The sequence below is a fragment of the Streptomyces sp. NPDC048650 genome (assembly GCF_043199095.1).
Lineage (GTDB): Bacteria > Actinomycetota > Actinomycetes > Streptomycetales > Streptomycetaceae > Streptomyces.
On sequence record NZ_JBICVM010000002.1, the window covers coordinates 226,559 to 242,252 of the forward strand.

At 71.2% G+C, this 15,694-nt stretch carries 19 protein-coding genes; 8 read left to right on the plus strand and 11 right to left on the minus strand.

The window, feature by feature from the left end:
• Window positions 1-38: 38 nt before the first annotated feature.
• The 4 genes from ACGFML_RS06780 to ACGFML_RS06795 form a co-directional block, all read right to left on the minus strand.
• Window positions 39-824, minus strand: a complete 786-nt coding sequence (locus ACGFML_RS06780) for an electron transfer flavoprotein subunit beta/FixA family protein (protein ID WP_393540799.1) — start codon at window positions 822-824, stop codon at window positions 39-41.
• 212 nt (window positions 825-1,036) lie between these two features.
• Entirely contained in the window at window positions 1,037-1,543 is a 507-nt protein-coding gene (locus ACGFML_RS06785; RefSeq protein WP_393541665.1) for a flavin reductase family protein, read from the minus strand.
• Window positions 1,544-1,626: 83 nt separating this feature from the next.
• Window positions 1,627-1,803, minus strand: a complete 177-nt coding sequence (locus ACGFML_RS06790; protein WP_393540801.1) for a putative leader peptide — start codon at window positions 1,801-1,803, stop codon at window positions 1,627-1,629.
• The gene (locus ACGFML_RS06795) at window positions 1,766-2,185 is read right to left on the minus strand and encodes a TlpA family protein disulfide reductase (RefSeq protein WP_393540802.1); all 420 of its coding nucleotides are present in this window, start codon (window positions 2,183-2,185) and stop codon (window positions 1,766-1,768) included. Before ACGFML_RS06795 ends, ACGFML_RS06790 begins: the two co-directional genes overlap by 38 nt.
• A 75-nt stretch (window positions 2,186-2,260) precedes the next feature.
• On the opposite strand from ACGFML_RS06795, the gene ACGFML_RS06800 reads away from it, so the two are divergent.
• Together ACGFML_RS06800 and ACGFML_RS06805 are read left to right on the plus strand one after the other, a co-directional pair.
• The gene (locus ACGFML_RS06800) at window positions 2,261-2,677 is read left to right on the plus strand and encodes a DUF4395 domain-containing protein (protein ID WP_393540804.1); all 417 of its coding nucleotides are present in this window, start codon (window positions 2,261-2,263) and stop codon (window positions 2,675-2,677) included.
• A gap of 172 nt (window positions 2,678-2,849) precedes the next feature.
• Window positions 2,850-3,560: a lysophospholipid acyltransferase family protein gene (locus ACGFML_RS06805; RefSeq protein WP_393540806.1), complete on the plus strand. Its 711-nt coding sequence runs from the start codon at window positions 2,850-2,852 to the stop codon at window positions 3,558-3,560.
• Window positions 3,561-3,653: 93 nt separating this feature from the next.
• Here ACGFML_RS06805 and ACGFML_RS06810 read toward each other — a convergent pair whose 3' ends face one another.
• From ACGFML_RS06810 to ACGFML_RS06835, 6 genes are all read right to left on the minus strand, one after another.
• Window positions 3,654-4,352, minus strand: a complete 699-nt coding sequence (locus ACGFML_RS06810; protein WP_393540808.1) for a B3/4 domain-containing protein — start codon at window positions 4,350-4,352, stop codon at window positions 3,654-3,656.
• A 12-nt stretch (window positions 4,353-4,364) separates the two neighbouring features.
• Window positions 4,365-4,961 (minus strand): transglutaminase family protein, encoded by a 597-nt coding sequence (locus tag ACGFML_RS06815; RefSeq protein WP_393540809.1) that lies wholly within the window; start codon window positions 4,959-4,961, stop codon window positions 4,365-4,367.
• Window positions 4,962-5,042: 81 nt separating this feature from the next.
• Complete coding sequence (locus ACGFML_RS06820; protein ID WP_393540810.1) at window positions 5,043-6,131, minus strand: threonine aldolase family protein; 1,089 nt, start codon at window positions 6,129-6,131, stop codon at window positions 5,043-5,045.
• Window positions 6,110-6,871, minus strand: a complete 762-nt coding sequence (locus ACGFML_RS06825) for an SDR family NAD(P)-dependent oxidoreductase (protein WP_393540811.1) — start codon at window positions 6,869-6,871, stop codon at window positions 6,110-6,112. Before ACGFML_RS06825 ends, ACGFML_RS06820 begins: the two co-directional genes overlap by 22 nt.
• 62 nt (window positions 6,872-6,933) lie before the next feature.
• Complete coding sequence (locus ACGFML_RS06830; RefSeq protein ID WP_393540812.1) at window positions 6,934-8,331, minus strand: DUF6421 family protein; 1,398 nt, start codon at window positions 8,329-8,331, stop codon at window positions 6,934-6,936.
• A 274-nt stretch (window positions 8,332-8,605) separates the two neighbouring features.
• A complete protein-coding gene (locus ACGFML_RS06835) occupies window positions 8,606-9,742 on the minus strand; it encodes an LLM class flavin-dependent oxidoreductase (RefSeq protein WP_393540814.1) in 1,137 nt (378 codons plus the stop codon).
• A gap of 554 nt (window positions 9,743-10,296) precedes the next feature.
• Between ACGFML_RS06835 and ACGFML_RS06840 the strand changes: the two genes are divergently transcribed.
• The 4 genes from ACGFML_RS06840 to ACGFML_RS06855 all read left to right on the plus strand — a co-directional run bounded on the left by ACGFML_RS06840 (window position 10,297) and on the right by ACGFML_RS06855 (window position 13,709).
• A complete protein-coding gene (locus ACGFML_RS06840) occupies window positions 10,297-10,980 on the plus strand; it encodes a glycerophosphodiester phosphodiesterase (protein ID WP_393540816.1) in 684 nt (227 codons plus the stop codon).
• A gap of 130 nt (window positions 10,981-11,110) precedes the next feature.
• Window positions 11,111-11,992 (plus strand): ABC transporter substrate-binding protein, encoded by an 882-nt coding sequence (locus ACGFML_RS06845; RefSeq protein ID WP_393540818.1) that lies wholly within the window; start codon window positions 11,111-11,113, stop codon window positions 11,990-11,992.
• On the plus strand, window positions 11,989-12,882 hold the full coding sequence (locus ACGFML_RS06850; RefSeq protein WP_393540819.1) for an amino acid ABC transporter permease: 894 nt from the start codon (window positions 11,989-11,991) through the stop codon (window positions 12,880-12,882). Before ACGFML_RS06845 ends, ACGFML_RS06850 begins: the two co-directional genes overlap by 4 nt.
• A complete protein-coding gene (locus ACGFML_RS06855; protein ID WP_393540821.1) occupies window positions 12,879-13,709 on the plus strand; it encodes an amino acid ABC transporter ATP-binding protein in 831 nt (276 codons plus the stop codon). The genes ACGFML_RS06850 and ACGFML_RS06855 overlap by 4 nt, the downstream gene beginning before the upstream one ends.
• 53 nt (window positions 13,710-13,762) lie before the next feature.
• Here ACGFML_RS06855 and ACGFML_RS06860 read toward each other — a convergent pair whose 3' ends face one another.
• The gene (locus ACGFML_RS06860) at window positions 13,763-14,299 is read right to left on the minus strand and encodes a GNAT family N-acetyltransferase (protein WP_393540823.1); all 537 of its coding nucleotides are present in this window, start codon (window positions 14,297-14,299) and stop codon (window positions 13,763-13,765) included.
• A 171-nt stretch (window positions 14,300-14,470) separates the two neighbouring features.
• On the opposite strand from ACGFML_RS06860, the gene ACGFML_RS06865 reads away from it, so the two are divergent.
• Both ACGFML_RS06865 and ACGFML_RS06870 read left to right on the plus strand, forming a co-directional pair.
• Window positions 14,471-14,857, plus strand: a complete 387-nt coding sequence (locus ACGFML_RS06865) for a VOC family protein (RefSeq protein WP_393540825.1) — start codon at window positions 14,471-14,473, stop codon at window positions 14,855-14,857.
• A gap of 232 nt (window positions 14,858-15,089) precedes the next feature.
• A complete protein-coding gene (locus ACGFML_RS06870; protein ID WP_393540826.1) occupies window positions 15,090-15,683 on the plus strand; it encodes a DUF5134 domain-containing protein in 594 nt (197 codons plus the stop codon).
• The last annotated feature ends 11 nt before the right edge of the window (window positions 15,684-15,694 follow it).

Consider the following 15,694-nt stretch of genomic DNA (forward strand, 5'->3'; position numbering starts at 1 on the left):
TGCGGGAAGAATGACGGCGGTTGGCGTGACGGCGCGGCTCAGATGAACTTCTGGCCCGCGAGGAACTCGGCGAGCTGCTTGCCGCCCTCGCCCTCGTCCTTGACGATGGTGCCCGCCGTGCGCGCCGGGCGCTCGGAGGCGTCCTCGACCTTGGTCCAGGCGCCTTCGAGACCGACCTCGTCCGCCTCGATCTCCAGGTCCTCCAGGTCCAGGGACTCCACCGGCTTCTTCTTGGCGGCCATGATGCCCTTGAAGGAGGGGTAACGCGCCTCGCCCGACTGGTCGGTGACGGAGACGACGGCCGGCAGCGCGGCCTCCAGCTGCTCGCTGGCGGTGTCGCCGTCACGGCGACCGGTCACCTTGCCGTCGGCCACCGCGACCTCGGAGAGCTGGGTCACCTGCGGGACGTCGAGCCGCTCGGCGAGGAGCGCGGGCAGCACACCCATCGTGCCGTCGGTGGAGGCCATACCGCAGACGACCAGGTCGTAGCCGGTCTTCTCGATGGCCTTGGCGAGCACGAGCGAGGTGCCCAGCGCGTCGGTGCCGTGCAGGTCGTCGTCCTCGACGTGGACACCCTTGTCGGCGCCCATCGACAGCGCCTTGCGCAGGGCGTCGTTGGCGTCCTCGGGGCCGACGGTCAGGACCGTGATCTCCGCGTCGTCGGCGGCTTCCTTGATCTGCAGGGCCTGCTCGACGGCGTACTCGTCGAGCTCCGAGAGCAGACCGTCCACGTCGTCGCGGTCGACGGTCAGGTCCTCGGCGAAGTGCCGGTCGCCGGTGGCGTCGGGCACGTACTTCACACAGACAACGATCCTCAAGCTCACGCCGGCTCTCCTACCTGCTTCGTCTCTTCAGAACTGCCTTGTGCTGGCAGCATAGGCGCCTGTTGGGGCGGCTCCGGGTCGGATACGGATCCCCGCGCCGACCCTCATATTACTCGCCAGTACATACAGTCTGGTGCCCCGAATCAAGGCCGTTGAAATGTGACGTTGCCAACGGCCCTGACCGGATGATGACGAAGCCGTACGGGAACCCGTCAGTCCCGCAGCGCGTTGAAGCGGCCCTGGTGGTAGAGGAGCGGACGGCCGGGGCCGGCGGGGTCGCCGACGACCGGCTGGGCGAGCACGAGGCGGTGGTCGCCGGCCGGGACCTTGGCCACCACCCTGCACACCAGCCACGCCAGCACACCGTCCAGGAGGGGCACGCCCTCGGGGCCGGTGCGCCAGGAGGTTCCGGGGCCGAAGCGGTCCGCGCCGCTGCGGGCGAAGGTGGCCGCGAGCTCCTGCTGGTGCTCGCCGAGTATGTGGACGCCGATGTGCTCGGCCGCCGCGACGGCGGGCCAGCTGGAGGCGCCGGTGCCGATACCGAACGAGAGCAGCGGGGGTTCCGCGGCGACGGAGGTCAGGGAGGTGGCGGTGAAGCCGACGGGACGGGAGCCGTGCGCGGTGATCACCGCGACGCCGGCGGCGTGCTGCCGGAAGACGGAGCGCAGCAGTTCGGGCGTGGCGGTGCGAGGCGTGCCGAGGTCGGGCGAGGCCGTCATGGAGTTGTCCTTCTGTGGTGTACGAGCGGTGGCAGAGCCGACGGCAGCCGCGCGGCTGCCGGCAGCGGTGGTGTCGTCGCTGCTCACACGCTGGGACAGCAGGCGCTGGCGGTCCGCAGAAGGTCCACGTGCGCGCGTCCGTACAGAAGGGGTCCTGGCCGCATCACGTCAGAGTGACGATGCTCGGCCCGCACCGTCAAGTGGCGCCCGGCATCTGGGAGATCAATCACGGACGGCCGCGCCCAGTGCGGCGATGACATCGGCCTTCCGGGGCTGGCCCGCCGCGCGGCGCACGATCGCGCCGTCCGCGTCCAGCACCAGCACGGTGGGGGTGCGCAGGATGTTGAGGCTCCGCACCAGCTCCAGGCGGGCCTCGGCGTCGATCTCCACATGTGCCACGCCGTCCACGATCTCCGCGACCTCCGCCAGCGTCCGCCGGGTGGCCCGGCAGGGCTGGCAGAAGGCGCTGGAGAACTGCACGAGCGTGGCCCGCGCCCCCAACTCCGCGCCGATCTCGGCGGCGCCCAGCCGCTTCCCCTCGTCGCGCCCTCGCACGGTCGGCCTCCCATTGCGGCGTCGGTGCCACACACCGAAGGCGCTCGCCGCCGCGAGTACTGCGATGCACACCACGAATCCAGTCATCTCAGCATGCAGCATTCACGAGACCGCAAAGATTCCCGGCACCGGACACCGGTCTTTCTGCGGGAGGGTGGAGCCATGTCCCCCAACACGATCGACGCACGGGGCCCGCGGTTCGGTGCGGCGCTCACCTCCGTGGTCCTGGCAGCCGTACTGATCACCGGGAGCGGCCCGCTGCTGGTCCTCCAGACCCTGGTCTTCGCCGTCGGGGCGGTGGCCGGGGTCCAGCGCTCCCCCTACGCCTGGCTGTTCAAGGTGGCGGTACGCCCACGCCTGGCCCCGCCGACCGAGTTCGAGGCCGCTGCGCCGCCGCGGTTCGCGCAGGGCGTCGGCCTGTTCTTCGCCGCCGTGGGGCTGGCCGGCTACGTCCTGGGGCCGCAGTGGCTGGGCACCGCGGCCACCGGCTGCGCACTCGCGGCCGCGTTTCTGAATGCCGCCTTCGGGTACTGCCTCGGCTGCGAGATGTACCTTCTCCTGCGGAGAGCGACCCGCTGAGCCGGATCACGTGACAAGAATCTCGCGGCCCCGGAGGCGCGCACGCTGGCCGCCAGGCCCGTCATCGGGCACGATCTCCCGAAAGCCGCTCAGTTACGGCTGCGTAGGTTGCAGCTGTACACAGTCTTCGCCGGGAGAACCCTCCCCAGGCACAGAGAAGGGGTCCCCCGACATGGCCGAGCTCGTCTACCCACCGGTGATCGGCGCCGCCCGCACCGTTTTCAAGGCACTCGACCTCAAGTTCGACATCGCCGGGGCGGAGAACATTCCGCGCCAGGGCGGTGCGGTGCTGGTGAGCAATCACATCGGGTATCTCGACTTCATCTTCGCCGGTCTGGCGGCGCTGCCGGCGAAGCGGCTGGTGCGCTTCATGGCGAAGGAGTCGGTCTTCCGGCACAAGGTGTCGGGGCCGCTGATGCGGGCGATGAAGCACATACCGGTCGACCGCGCCCAGGGCATGCACGCCTACAAGCACGCGCTGAGCGCCCTGCGGTCCGGGGAGGTCATCGGCGTCTTCCCCGAGGCGACCATCTCGGAGTCCTTCACCCTCAAGACCTTCAAGTCGGGTGCGGCGCGCCTCGCCCAGGAGGCCGGTGTCCCGCTGGTCCCGCTGGCTCTGTGGGGCACCCAGCGCCTGTGGACGAAGGGCCACAAGCGCGACCTGGGCCGTAACCACTTCCCGATCACCATCCGGGTCGGCGAGCCGGTGACCGCCGACCCCGCCGAACAGGCCGAAAAGATCACCGACCGGCTGCGGGCCCGCGTCCAGGACCTGCTGGAGGCGGCCCAGCGCGCCTATCCCGTGCGCCCGAGGGACGCCGAGGACACCTGGTGGATGCCGGCCCATCTGGGCGGTACGGCCCCGGCGGCGCCCGGCGCGTAACGGCGCGGCGGCGCTACCGCCCGGCGCGCCGGGCGGTAGCGCCGCGGGCGTCCGCCCTCAGCGACGGGGCCGGGGCCGGTCGGCCCCGGCCGGTCACTGCGACCGGACGTCACCGATCTCGATCCGGGCGTCCGGGCACGCCTTCTGCAGCGCCTCGGCCAGCTCGGCGCCGGCCGTCGTCAGCTCGTCGAGCGTCATCGGGGCCATCCGCTCCAGCAGGAACAGCGCGCTGACCGAGTCCTCGGTGAGGCGGGTGCGGACACCCTGGCGCCAGTTCCAGCGGCGGCAGGTGACGCCCCGGTCGTCGCACCACACGACCTCACCGGGCTCGGGGTGCTCGATGACCTCGACGCCGCCCGCCGCGGTCACGAACGGTTCGTCACCCGCGGCCCGTACGAGCCGCATCCCGCCCTGGATCCGGTCCAGGTCCTCACCACCGACGGGGACGAGGTGGGCGACGCTCACGGCGTTGTAGAGGTCGACCAGGCGGTTGATCCGGGGCAGTCCGCCGTCCGCGAGGGCGCGCTTGGCGAGCGCTTCGGCGGAGTTGCGGGTCCGCGAGGGCTTGGTGCCGAAGGCGGTGTAGGCCGCGCGCCAGGCGGCGATGTGCGGATCGTCCTGCGGGGCGCGGCCGTCGAGGCGGGCGGCCAGGCGCCGGGCGGCCTCGTCCAGGAGCGCCGAACTCGCCGCGTCGCTGGGGCCGTTGGTCAGGCCGTGCGCCTCGATGGCGAGGTGGCGGAAGTCGGGGGCGAGGGCGCGTACCTCGTCGGAAACGTGCAGGGGACGGGTCATCGGGATGCCGCCTCAGAGTTCGGTGGGCAGAATCTGCGAGAGGTGCGGCCGGTCGACCGCCTCCTTCAGGCATTGGAGCACGGCCGGGTGTGGTTCAGCAAACAGGACTGGATAGTCCAGTTCATTGCACTCGGGCCGGACCGGCCAGGCCAACTGCTCGCGGTCGGTGCGGAACTGCGCGTCGACGCCGGGCTTGTTGCCCCGAGGGTCCTGCCGCGCCCAGCGGTCCGCACCGGGGAGCCGGACGGCGACGAGCCCGTGGACCACGTCCAGCTTCTGGTAGCAGAGCGCGGTGGGGATGCCTTCCGCGCGCAGGAGGGCGGCCAGCGCGTGCGACTTGGCATGGCAGATGCCGGTGCGCCGCGCGAGGACGTCCGAGGCGCGCCAGGTGACGCGCGCATCGCCCGAGTCATAGCTGTGCGGGATGGTGTCGCGGACGAATTCATAGGCGGCCTTGGCGTATGCGGATGCATCCACGTATGAGTATGCATCCGCGACGCGGGAGCGCAGCATGGCCGTGGTCTCACGGACCAGCGGGTGCTCATGATCGATGACGTCGTCGGCCGCCAAGCATGCGGCGATGTCCGGGGTTTTCTGGATCAGCTCCATGACCGGGGAGCGTAACGATGCGCCCGACCGGATGGCAATGTTTTTCCGGTCGAACGCATAGTCATGCAGAACGTGGGTGGATCAGCGCGCGATTTCCTCCCGGAGCGCCGCAAGGAATCCGTCCACGTCCTCCTCGGTCGTGTCGAAGGCGCACATCCAGCGCACATCGCCGACCTGCTCGTCCCAGAAGTAGAAGCGGTAGCGCTTCTGGAGCCGCTCGCTGACGTCGTGCGGCAGGCGGGCGAAGACCGCGTTGGACTGCACCGGGTAGAGGATGTCGACGCCGTCGATCTCGCGCACCCCGGCCGCCAGGCGCTGCGCCATGGTGTTGGCGTGGCGGGCGTTGCGCAGCCACAGGTCCTTGGCGAGCAGAGCCTCCAACTGCACGGAGACAAAGCGCATCTTCGAGGCCAGCTGCATGGACAGCTTGCGCAGATGCTTCATGGCGCGCACGGCGTCGGGGTTGAGGACGACGACCGCCTCACCGAAGACGGCGCCGTTCTTGGTGCCGCCGAAGGAGAGGATGTCGACTCCCACCGCGTTGGTGAAGGCCCGCATCGGGACGTTCAGCGTCGCCGCGGCGTTGGCTATCCGGGAGCCGTCGAGGTGCACCAGCATGCCGCGCTCATGGGCGTGTTCACAGATCGCCCGGACCTCGTCGGGGGTGTAGACCGTGCCGAGTTCGGTGCTCTGGGTGATCGAGACGACCTGCGGCATGGCGCGGTGCTCGTCGTCCCAGCCGAACGCCTCCCGGTCGATCAGATCGGGGGTGAGCTTGCCGTTCTCGGTCGGCACGGTGAGCAGCTTGAGCCCGCCGACCCGCTCGGGCGCGCCGCACTCGTCGACGTGGATGTGCGCGGTGTCGGCGGCGATCACCGCCCCCCAGCGGTCGGTGACCGCCTGGAGGGCGACGACGTTGGCGCCGGTGCCGTTGAACACCGGGAACGCCTCGGCGCTCTGCCCGAAGTGGCTGCGGATGACACGCTGGAGGTTCGCCGTGTAGTCGTCCTCGCCGTAGGCGACCTGGTGGCCGCCGTTGGCGAGGGCGATCGCGGCGAGGATCTCCGGGTGGGCGCCGGCGTAGTTGTCGCTGGCGAAGCCGCGTACCTCGGTGTCGTGGTGCTGCCGGGCGTCGGTCGTCGCTCCGCTCACGGCTCGGGGGTCAGCCACAGACGCTGTCCATTCACTTCCTGGGCGGGCCGGCTCCAGACGCCGGCGATGGCCTCGGCCAGCTCCGTGACGTCCGTGAAGCCCGCGAACTTGGCGTTCGGTCGCTCGGCGCGCATCTGGTCGTTGACGAGCGCCTTCACGACCAGAATGGCAGCCGCGGCGCGCGGGCCCTGCTCGCCCCCCGACTTGCGCAGCCCGTCCGCCATGGCGAGGGTCCACGCCTCGGCGGCCGCCTTGGCGGCGGCGTAGACGGCGTTGCCCCCGGTGGGCTTGGAGGCGCCGGCCGCGCTGGTGAGGAGGTAGCGGCCGTTTCCGCTCCGCTCCAGGGCGTCCTGGAAGGCGAGCGAGGTGTGCTGGACGGTACGGATCAGGAGCTTGTGCAGCACGTCCCAGTCCGCCAGGTTGGTCTCCGCGAAGGTCGACGAACCGCGCCAGCCGCCGACGAGGTGCACCAGGCCGTCGATCCGGCCGAATTCCTTCTCCGTACGGTCCGCCCATTCGCGGGTCTGGTCCAGGTCGAGGAGATCGACGGTGTCCCCTATGACGGTGGCGCCGCCGTGTGCGTAGCGCGCCGCGTCCACGGCCTGCGCCAGGCGCTCGGGGTCCGAGTCGGAGCCGACCACCACCGCACCCGCCTCCGCGAGCCGCAGCAGGGTGGCCCGGCCGGCCGGGCCGGCCGCTCCCGCCACCGCGATGACCGCGCCCTCCAGCGGTCCCTGACCGCCCGTCGAAGTACCCATCTCCGTCGCCTCCTCGTCCTGCCCCTGGACGGCCGTCCGCCTGGTGGTGTTCCGCTCGGTCTTCACGCCGCCGCCAGCGCGTCGCTGTCGGCCGTGATGCCCTTGGTGGAGGCGATCACCGTACGCAGCTTCTTGCGGAGAGCTTCGTAGAACATGCTGAGCGGGAATTCGTCCGGGAGCACGTCGTCCACGAGTTTGCGCGGCGGCTGGTCCAGGTCGAGGGCGTCCGGCCCCTTGGCCCAGACCGAGCCCGGGTGCGGTGCGAGGTAGGTCGAGACGAGGTCGTACGCGGCGAACCAGTGGACCAGCTTCGGCCGGTCGATGCCGTCGCGGTAGAGCTTTTCGATCTCGCCGCACAGCTGGTTGGTGACCTTGGGCGCCCGCTCCCAGTCGATGTGGAGTGTGTTGTCCGTCCAGCGTACGACGTCGTGCTTGTGCAGGTAGGCGAAGAGCAGCTGGCCGCCGAGGCCGTCGTAGTTGCGGACCCGGTCGCCCGTGACGGGGAACCGGAACATCCGGTCGAAGATCACCGCGAACTGCACATCACGCGCCTGGCGGTACCCCTCGGCCTCCAGCTTCACGGCCTCCTTGAAGGCGGTGAGGTCGCACCGCAGCTCCTCCAGGCCGTACATCCAGAACGGCTGCCGCTGCTTGATCATGAACGGGTCGAACGGCAGGTCGCCATGGCTGTGGGTGCGGTCGTGCACCATGTCCCACAGGACGAACGCCTCCTGGCAGCGCGCCTGGTCGGCCAGCATCTCGCGAACGTCCTGGGGCAGTTCGACGCCGAGCGTCTCGACGGCGGCCTCGCTGACCCGGCGGAAGCGGGCGGCCTCGCGGTCGCAGAAGATGCCGCCCCAGCTGAAGCGCTCGGGAGCCTCCCGCACGGCGATGGTCTCGGGGAAGAGCACGGCGGAGTTGGTGTCGTAGCCGGCCGTGAAGTCCTCGAAGGTGATGCCGCAGAAGAGGGCGTTGTCGTAGCGGGTGCGCTCCAGCTCGGCGAGCCAGGTGGGCCACACCATGCGCAGCACGACGGCCTCGAAATTGCGGTCCGGGTTGCCGTTCTGCGTGTACATGGGGAACACGACGAGGTGCTGGAGGCCGTCCGCGCGCTGCTGGGCGGGCTGGAAGGCGAGCAGCGAGTCGAGGAAGTCCGGCACGCCGAAGCCGTCGTCGGCCCAGCGGCGCAGGTCGGCCTCGAGCGCCTGGTGGTAGGCGGCGTCGTACGGGAGGAGCGGTGCGATCTCCCGGACGGCAGCTATCGCGCGCTCGACCTCGGCGCGCACGGCGTCCGCGGACGGTGCGCCCTCGGCCTCGAGGTCGATCGAGCCGTCCTTGGACTGCCACGGACGGATGGCTTCGACGGCGTCCTTGAGTACGGGCCACGCCGGGTGCTCGACCACACGCTCTGCGGTCGCGGTGGCCTCCGGGACACCCACAGGCGAAAGAATTTCCGTCATGACTGCCCTCCGGCGGTAGATCGTCTTGTGAGGACACGGTAACCAGCCAAGGATCGCCCGCTCAAGAGGAGGAGGTGAAAATTATTCTGCGCAGACCCGCCGGAGGCGCATTTTTTTCCTGCGGGTGACGGCAGGAACGAGACGTTCTGCCCGTACAGGCAGGGGAATCGACCATTCCGCCGGAGGTCGGGCGGCAGGGCGCCGTGAAACTTCGAAAGGTGGTGTGGCATATGCCACACCACCCCCCGAGGCGGCCGCAGGCCCGCGATTTCCGCTACTTCCGGTTGTCCGCGAAGTGGGGAATCACCTTTTCACCCCACTGGCGGATGGTCTCCAGGCAGACCTCCTGAGGGACCGTGCCCATCTGGATGAGGCACATGACCTCATCGGCGCCCGCCGCCCGCAGTCGGGCCACATGGGCGACGGCGTCCTCGGCGGTGCCGTAGGCGTGGTCGGCGTGGAAGGTGGCGGTGGAGGTGGGGCGGACCGGGACCCGCTGCTCGTTCAGGCGGGCCACGACCTGCTCGGCGGCCCGCCGCAGCTCGGCCTCGGCGTCCGCGGCGCTCGCACCCGCCACCACGGCCTCGTCCGGCAGCCCCGCGCCGCCGTACCAGTGGCCGATCGACTGCGCGAAGAAGCGCTGGCCGCGCAGCCCCACGGCACGGGCCCGGTCGCGGTCGTCCAGCACGATCGTCGGGCAGAGTACGGCGAAGTGATCGTTGATCTCCGTGGAGACCAGGTCGTCGCCGGTGCGCGCCGCCCGCGCCGCGTCGTAGGCGTCCCGCATCCCGGCGACGGCATCCGGCCCCGCGAAGCCCATGACGAGGGCCCCCAGCCCCATGTCGGCGGCCTGCCGCAGGGTGTCGGTACGGCTGCAGGCGAGGAAGAGCGGCGGATGCGGGGACTGGCGCGGCCGGGGCAGGATGGGGTGCGGCGGGATGTCGATCAGCTCGCCGTGGTACTCCAGCTCGTCGTCCCGCCAGGCACGGCCGATGATGCGCAGCGCCTCCCCTACCTCCTGGGCCGTACGGTCGCGGTCGACGCCGCACAGCGACGTCTCCTGCTCGGTGCCGCCGCGCCCGGCGCCGAGGTCGAGCCGGCCGCCGGAGAGCAGGTCGAGTGTGGCGGCGCGTTCGGCGACGCGCGCGGGGTGATTGAAGCGGAACGGCATACAGACCACACCGTGCCCGACACGGATGGTGCTCGTCCGGGCCGCGACCCAGGTCAGGAAGATCTCCGGCGCACTCATGTGCGCGTACCACTTCAGCGAGTGGTGCTCGACGGCCCAGATCCGGTCGAAACCCATCCGCTCGGCCAGCACGGCCTGGTCGACGCAGTCGTGGAAGAGCTGGTGTTCGCGCTCGACGGTCGGATCGGCGAGCTGGGCCTCGAAGATGACCGAGAACTTCATGGCGTCTCCCGGGGTTGCGTTCCGGCGCACTCCTGTTTCGATTCGTCATATGACTAGCCGTCATATGGCGAGGAAGCAAGAGAGGAAGCAGGAGGGGAGGCAGGGGAGAGGCAGGCGGGAGGCAGGGGGGCAGGGGGGAGGCAGGAGACGCGGCGGCCGGCGGGGCGGGGGCGGCCGTCCGGCCCGCCCCACGCCGGGCCGGGCCGCGCGATGCGTAGCCGGCGCACCGCCTGGGCACCCGTACGGCCTAAGGGGCACCCCGTAATCCCTGGCGGGTCGGCGCGCGGCGTCGGAAGCGGTGCCTCGCGAGGCGGAGGGACGTCCGCATGCCGGACGAATGCGGGCGTTCCGGCAACGCGGCAGGGTGCCGTAGCTGTCGTCGTGCGCCCGCCAGGGACTACGGGTACACCCCTTGGGGAGTGCTTGTCCCTGCGGCGCCGACGCCCGGAACGGATTAGGCTGTGCGCCGTTTCGGGCAGCAGTTTGTCGACGGCCGACACGTTCGGCCGACACTTTCTCACCGACAGAAGCGAACCGACAGAAGCGAGGCAGCCTTGTCCTTTCTCACCATCGGACACCGCGGGGTCATGGGCGTCGAGCCGGAGAACACCCTGCGGTCCTTCGTGCGCGCCGAGCACGAGGGCCTCGATGTCATCGAACTGGATCTCCATCTGAGCAAGGACGGCGCGCTCGTGGTGATGCACGACGCGGACGTGGACCGCACCACCGACGGCACCGGCCCGATCGCCGAGCGCACCCTGGCCGAGCTGCGGGAGCTGGACGCCGGGCGGGGCGAGCGGATCCCGGTCTTCGAGGAGGTCGTGGAGGCGGTGAAGGCGCCGCTGCAGGCGGAGATCAAGGATGTGGCGGCCGCGCAGGCGCTGGCGGAGGTGATGCGCTCGCGCGATCTGATCGGTCGGGTCGATGTGATCTCCTTCCACGACGAGGCCCTGGCCGCGATCCGCACCCTGGTCCCCGGCGTCCGCACGGCCCTGGTGGGAAGCCGCTACGGCACCGATGTCGTCGACCGCGCACAGGCCGTCGGGGCGGACATGCTCTCGCTGAACATCCGCCGGCTCACCCTCGAACTGGTCGAGCGCGCGCACGCCGCGCATCTCAAGGTCCTCGGCTGGACGGTCAACACCCACGACCAGCTGCGGCTCGCACGCGGGCTGGGACTGGACGGCGTGGTGACCGACCAGCCCGAGATCCGGCGGGCGGTGCGCTTCACCGCCTGACAGCGCGGCGCCCCTTGAGGCGGTCACCGGCGGAAACTCGCAGTTCACAGTCGCGCAACGACCGTCCACCATACGGACGTTCGGCGTGATGATCTCGACAGAAGGACGTGCGCACTGCCAGTGTCCCGCCATGCGCCTCGTCAACCGCCCGCGCCGCCTTGCCGCCTGGGCCACCGCCATACTGCTCACCACGGCCGTCGGCTGTGCCCCGCAGGACGAGTCCCCCGGTGGCGGCTCCGCCACCGGGCCCGGCGCGCGGGGCTGTGACCGCGGGAAACTGGCCACCGTGGCATCCGGCAAGCTCACCGTCGGCACCGACAAGCCCGCCTACGCGCCGTGGTTCGTCGATGACGACCCGGCCGGCGGCAAGGGCTTCGAATCGGCCGTCGCCCATGCCGTGGCGAAGCGGCTGGGGTACGGCAAGGGCGCGGTGCGCTGGCAGACCGTGCCGTTCAACAACGCCTTCGCGCCCGGTGCGAAGAAGTTCGACTTCGACATCAACCAGATCTCGATCAGCGCGGCGCGCAAGCGGGCCGTCGCGTTCTCCTCCGGCTACTACGACGTGCGGCAGGCCGTGATCGCGCTCAAGGGTTCTCGGGCCGCGAAGGCGAAGAGCATCGCCGACCTCAAGAGCGCCAAGCTCGGCGCGCAGGTCGGCACCACCAGCCTCGACTTCGTCAACGACACCATCCGTCCGAGCCGGACACCCGCCGTCTTCCAGAAGAACGACCTGGCCAAGTCCGCGCTGAAGAACGGCCAGGTGGACGCGATCGTGGTGGATCTGCCGACCGCCTTCTACATCACCTCGACCGAGGTCCGGGACGCCGAGGTCGTGGGGCAGTTCCGCACCGGCGGCACCGGGAAGGAACAGTTCGGGCTGGTCCTGGACAAGGAGAGCCGGATCACCGGGTGCGTGACGGCCGCGGTGGACGCGCTGCGCAAGGACGGCACACTGGCCGCGCTGGAGAAGAAGTGGCTGACCGATGCGGTGGCCGTGCCGGTGCTGCGATGACGGACGGCAGGGGTGTGCTGGAGAAGGAGCCGGTGGCCGGTGACGCCTATGTCCCGTCCGCGCGGCGGATCGCGCGGGAGCGGTTCCGGCGGACGCGGGCGCGGCGGGCCACCGCCGTCGCCGCGCTGAGCACCCTGGTCACCGGGGTCGTACTCTTCCTCGTCATCACCCGCTCCCCCGGCTGGCCGCGCACCCGGGCGACGTTCTTCAGCGCCGAGTACGCCCGCAAGGCGCTGCCGGAGGTGCTGGAGGGGCTGCTGCTGAATCTGCGGCTGCTGGTGGTGTGCGGGGCGGCGGTGCTGGTGATCGGGCTGTTGCTGGCCGTCGCCCGGACGCTGCGCGGCCCGGTGTTCTTCCCGCTGCGCGCCCTGGCCACGGCGTACACCGACTTCTTCCGCGGCCTGCCGCTGATCATCTGTCTGCTGATGGTGGTCTTCGGGGTTCCGGCGCTCCGGCTCCAGGGGGTGACCACCGATCCGGTGGTGCTCGGCGGCTCCGCCCTGGTTTTGACGTATTCGGCCTATGTGGCCGAGGTCTTCCGGGCCGGCATCGAGTCCGTTCACCCCTCGCAGCGGGCCGCGGCCAGGTCACTGGGCCTGTCCGCCGGGCAGGCGCTGCGGTTCGTCGTCCTGCCGCAGGCGGTACGGCGGGTGGTGCCGCCGCTGCTGAACGACCTGGTGTCGCTGCAGAAGGACACCGGTCTGGTCTCCATCGCGGGCGCGGTGGACGCGGTCTACGCGGCGCAGATCATCGCCGGCAAGGACTTCAACTACACGCCGTATGTCGTCGCCGGGCTGGTGTTCGTCGCGCTGACCATCCCGATGACACGCTTCACGGACTGGGTCACGGCCCGGATGGACCGGCGGCGCGCACAGGGAGGGACCGTATGAGCGCAGGGGACGGCAGGAGCGCGGCGGACGTCGCGCGCACGGAGGCCGGGCGCGCGGAGGGCACGGACACCACGGGCGGCGGGCCGGTACTGCGGCTCGAATCGGTCCGCAAGACGTACGGGCGCGGCACGGTCGTCCTGCGGGACGTGGATCTGGAGGTGCCGCCGCACACCGTGACCGCGCTGATCGGCGCCTCGGGGTCGGGCAAGTCCACGCTGCTGCGCTGCGCGAATCTGCTGGAGGAGATCGACGACGGCGCGATCTTCCTGGACGGCGCGGAGATCACCGACCCGCGGGTCGACGTGGACGTGGTGCGACGCAGGATCGGCGTGGTCTTCCAGGCCTACAACCTCTTCCCGCACATGACGGTGCTGGACAACATCACGCTGGCGCCGCGCCGGGTGCACGGCGTCCCGCGCGCCGACGCGGAGGCTCGCGCCCGCGAGCTGCTGGAGCGGCTGGGGCTCGGCGGCCGGGCCGGCGAATACCCGGACCGGCTCAGCGGTGGGCAGCAGCAGCGGGTGGCGATCGTGCGCGCGCTGGCGAGCCGCCCCCGGCTGCTCCTGCTGGACGAGATCACCGCGGCGCTCGACCCCGAGCTGGTGGGCGAGGTGCTCGGCGTCGTCCGCGATCTCAAGGACGACGGCATGACGATGGTCATCGCCACCCATGAGATGGGCTTCGCCCGCGAGGTCGCCGACCAGGTGTGTTTCCTGGACGGCGGGGTGGTGCTGGAGCGCGGCACACCCAAGGAGATCTTCGGCGCCCCGCGGCAGGAGCGCACCCGCCGGTTCCTGGAGCGGATCACCGCGGCCGGGCGGCTCTAGGCGGGAAGCTCCAGGGGCCCTACGGGCGGACGACGGGACGGTGCGGACATCCGCTAGCCGAGCGGCTTGACCAGGAGCTCGAATTCCAGGTCGGCGCGCTGCGGAACGCCGAACCGCTCGTCGCCGTACGGGAACGGGGTGAGGTCGCCGGTGCGCCGGTAGCCGCGGCGCTCGTACCAGGCGATCAGCTCCTCGCGCTGGCGGATGACCGTCATCCGCATCTCGCGGGCGCCCCAGGCCGCCTGCGCGGTCCGCTCCGCCTCGGCGATGATCACCTTGCCCAGACCGCCGCCCTGGAGCGTCGGACGGACCGCGAACATGCCGAAGTAGGCGTGATCACCGCGGTGTTCGAGCTGGCAGCAGGCGATCAGCTCGCCGTCCCGCTCGGCGATCAGTAGCCGGCCGGTGTCGTTGCGTACGACTGCGGCGACGCCCTCGGGGTCGGTGCGCTGCCCCTGGAGCAGATCCGCCTCGGTGGTCCAGCCGGCCCGGCTGGCGTCCCCGCGGTACGCCGACTCGATGAGCTCGACGAGCCCGGGGATGTCGGCGTCGACGGCGGTACGGAAGGTCAGCTCGCTGGTGGACGGCATGGTGCGGGGGTCCTCTCGGGCCGGAAGGTGGCGGGACGGAGGGCTGGAGAGGGATGCTCCAGGGGGCTCCCCAGGAGGCTAACAAGAGGGGCGGCCGCCGTGTCGGGGCCTTTCGGCCCGGCACCGCCCCGCCACCTCGGCCCGCACGCCCCGGCGGCGTAGGGTCGCCCCATGGTGCAGGTACTGAGCAGCAGGGTGCTGGTGCGGCCGTCCGACCCCGAGCGGTCCAGAGCGTTCTACGGGGAGGCGCTGGGCCTGGAGATCTACCGGGAGTTCGGCACGGGGCCCGACCGCGGCACGGTGTACTTCCTCGGCGGCGGCTTCCTGGAGGTCTCCGGACGCTCCGCCGAGCCCGCCACGGGCACGCTCCAGCTGTGGCTCCAGGTGGCGGACGCGACGGCGGCGCACGAGGAGCTGACGGCGCGCGGGGTCCAGGTGCTGCGGCCACCGGTGCGCGAACCGTGGGGTCTGATCGAGATGTGGCTGACGGACCCGGACGGCCACCGGATCGTGATCACCGAGGTCCCCGCGGACCATCCGCTTCGCTACCGCCCCTGACGACGCCGCGGGAGCGCTCCGGCGGCTTCGGACGCCTCCCGGCGGACGGCCGCCGACTCCCCGACTCGGCTGATCGATAAGGGAGTTGGAGATCCCCGAGGCCATCTGCGCTCCCCCGGTGCGCCGATGCGCTCCCATACGCCCGGCCGTGGCCGGGAAGCCTGCGGTCGTGCGGGACGGACGCCCCGCACCGATGCGGGCTGCCCGTGAAGCGGGCGTGGGGAGGTGCTCCGTGCACGGACCGCCGTTGGTCGGCTGGCTGCTGGTGCTGCTGTGCGGTGCGGCGGGCGCCTACTGCCTGTCCCGGGCGCGTACGGGGACGACCGCGCAGCGCAGGGAGGCGCGCGGTGAGGGGCTGATGGGGCTGGGGATGGCGGTGATGGCGATACCCGCGGCGGTGGCCGCGCCGTCCTGGTCGCCCTGGCTGTTCGCCGGCGCCTTCGGGGTGATGGCGGTGTGGGCCGTGGCGCGGCGTCACACCCATCACGCGGTGGGTGCGCTGGCGATGGTGTACATGGCGCTGGTGATGGTCCTTCCCGCCACGGACGCCGCAGGGGCCGGCGGCGCGGCTTCGGTGCACCGCATGGCCGCCATGAACGACATGGGCCGGATGAGCCACTCGACACCGGGCGGGGTGCCGCTGCTGACCGGCCTGCTGCTCGCGTACTACACCGTGTTCGTCATCGCAGCCGGGGTGCGGCTCGTACCCGCGGCAGTGGTGACGGACGGCCCGGCGGCCGTGGTGGGCGGCGGCCGTCCCGTGCTGGTGGGCGCCTGCCGGGTGGCGATGGGAATCGCCATGTTCGCGATGCTGCTGACGCTCTGACCTGCGACGTA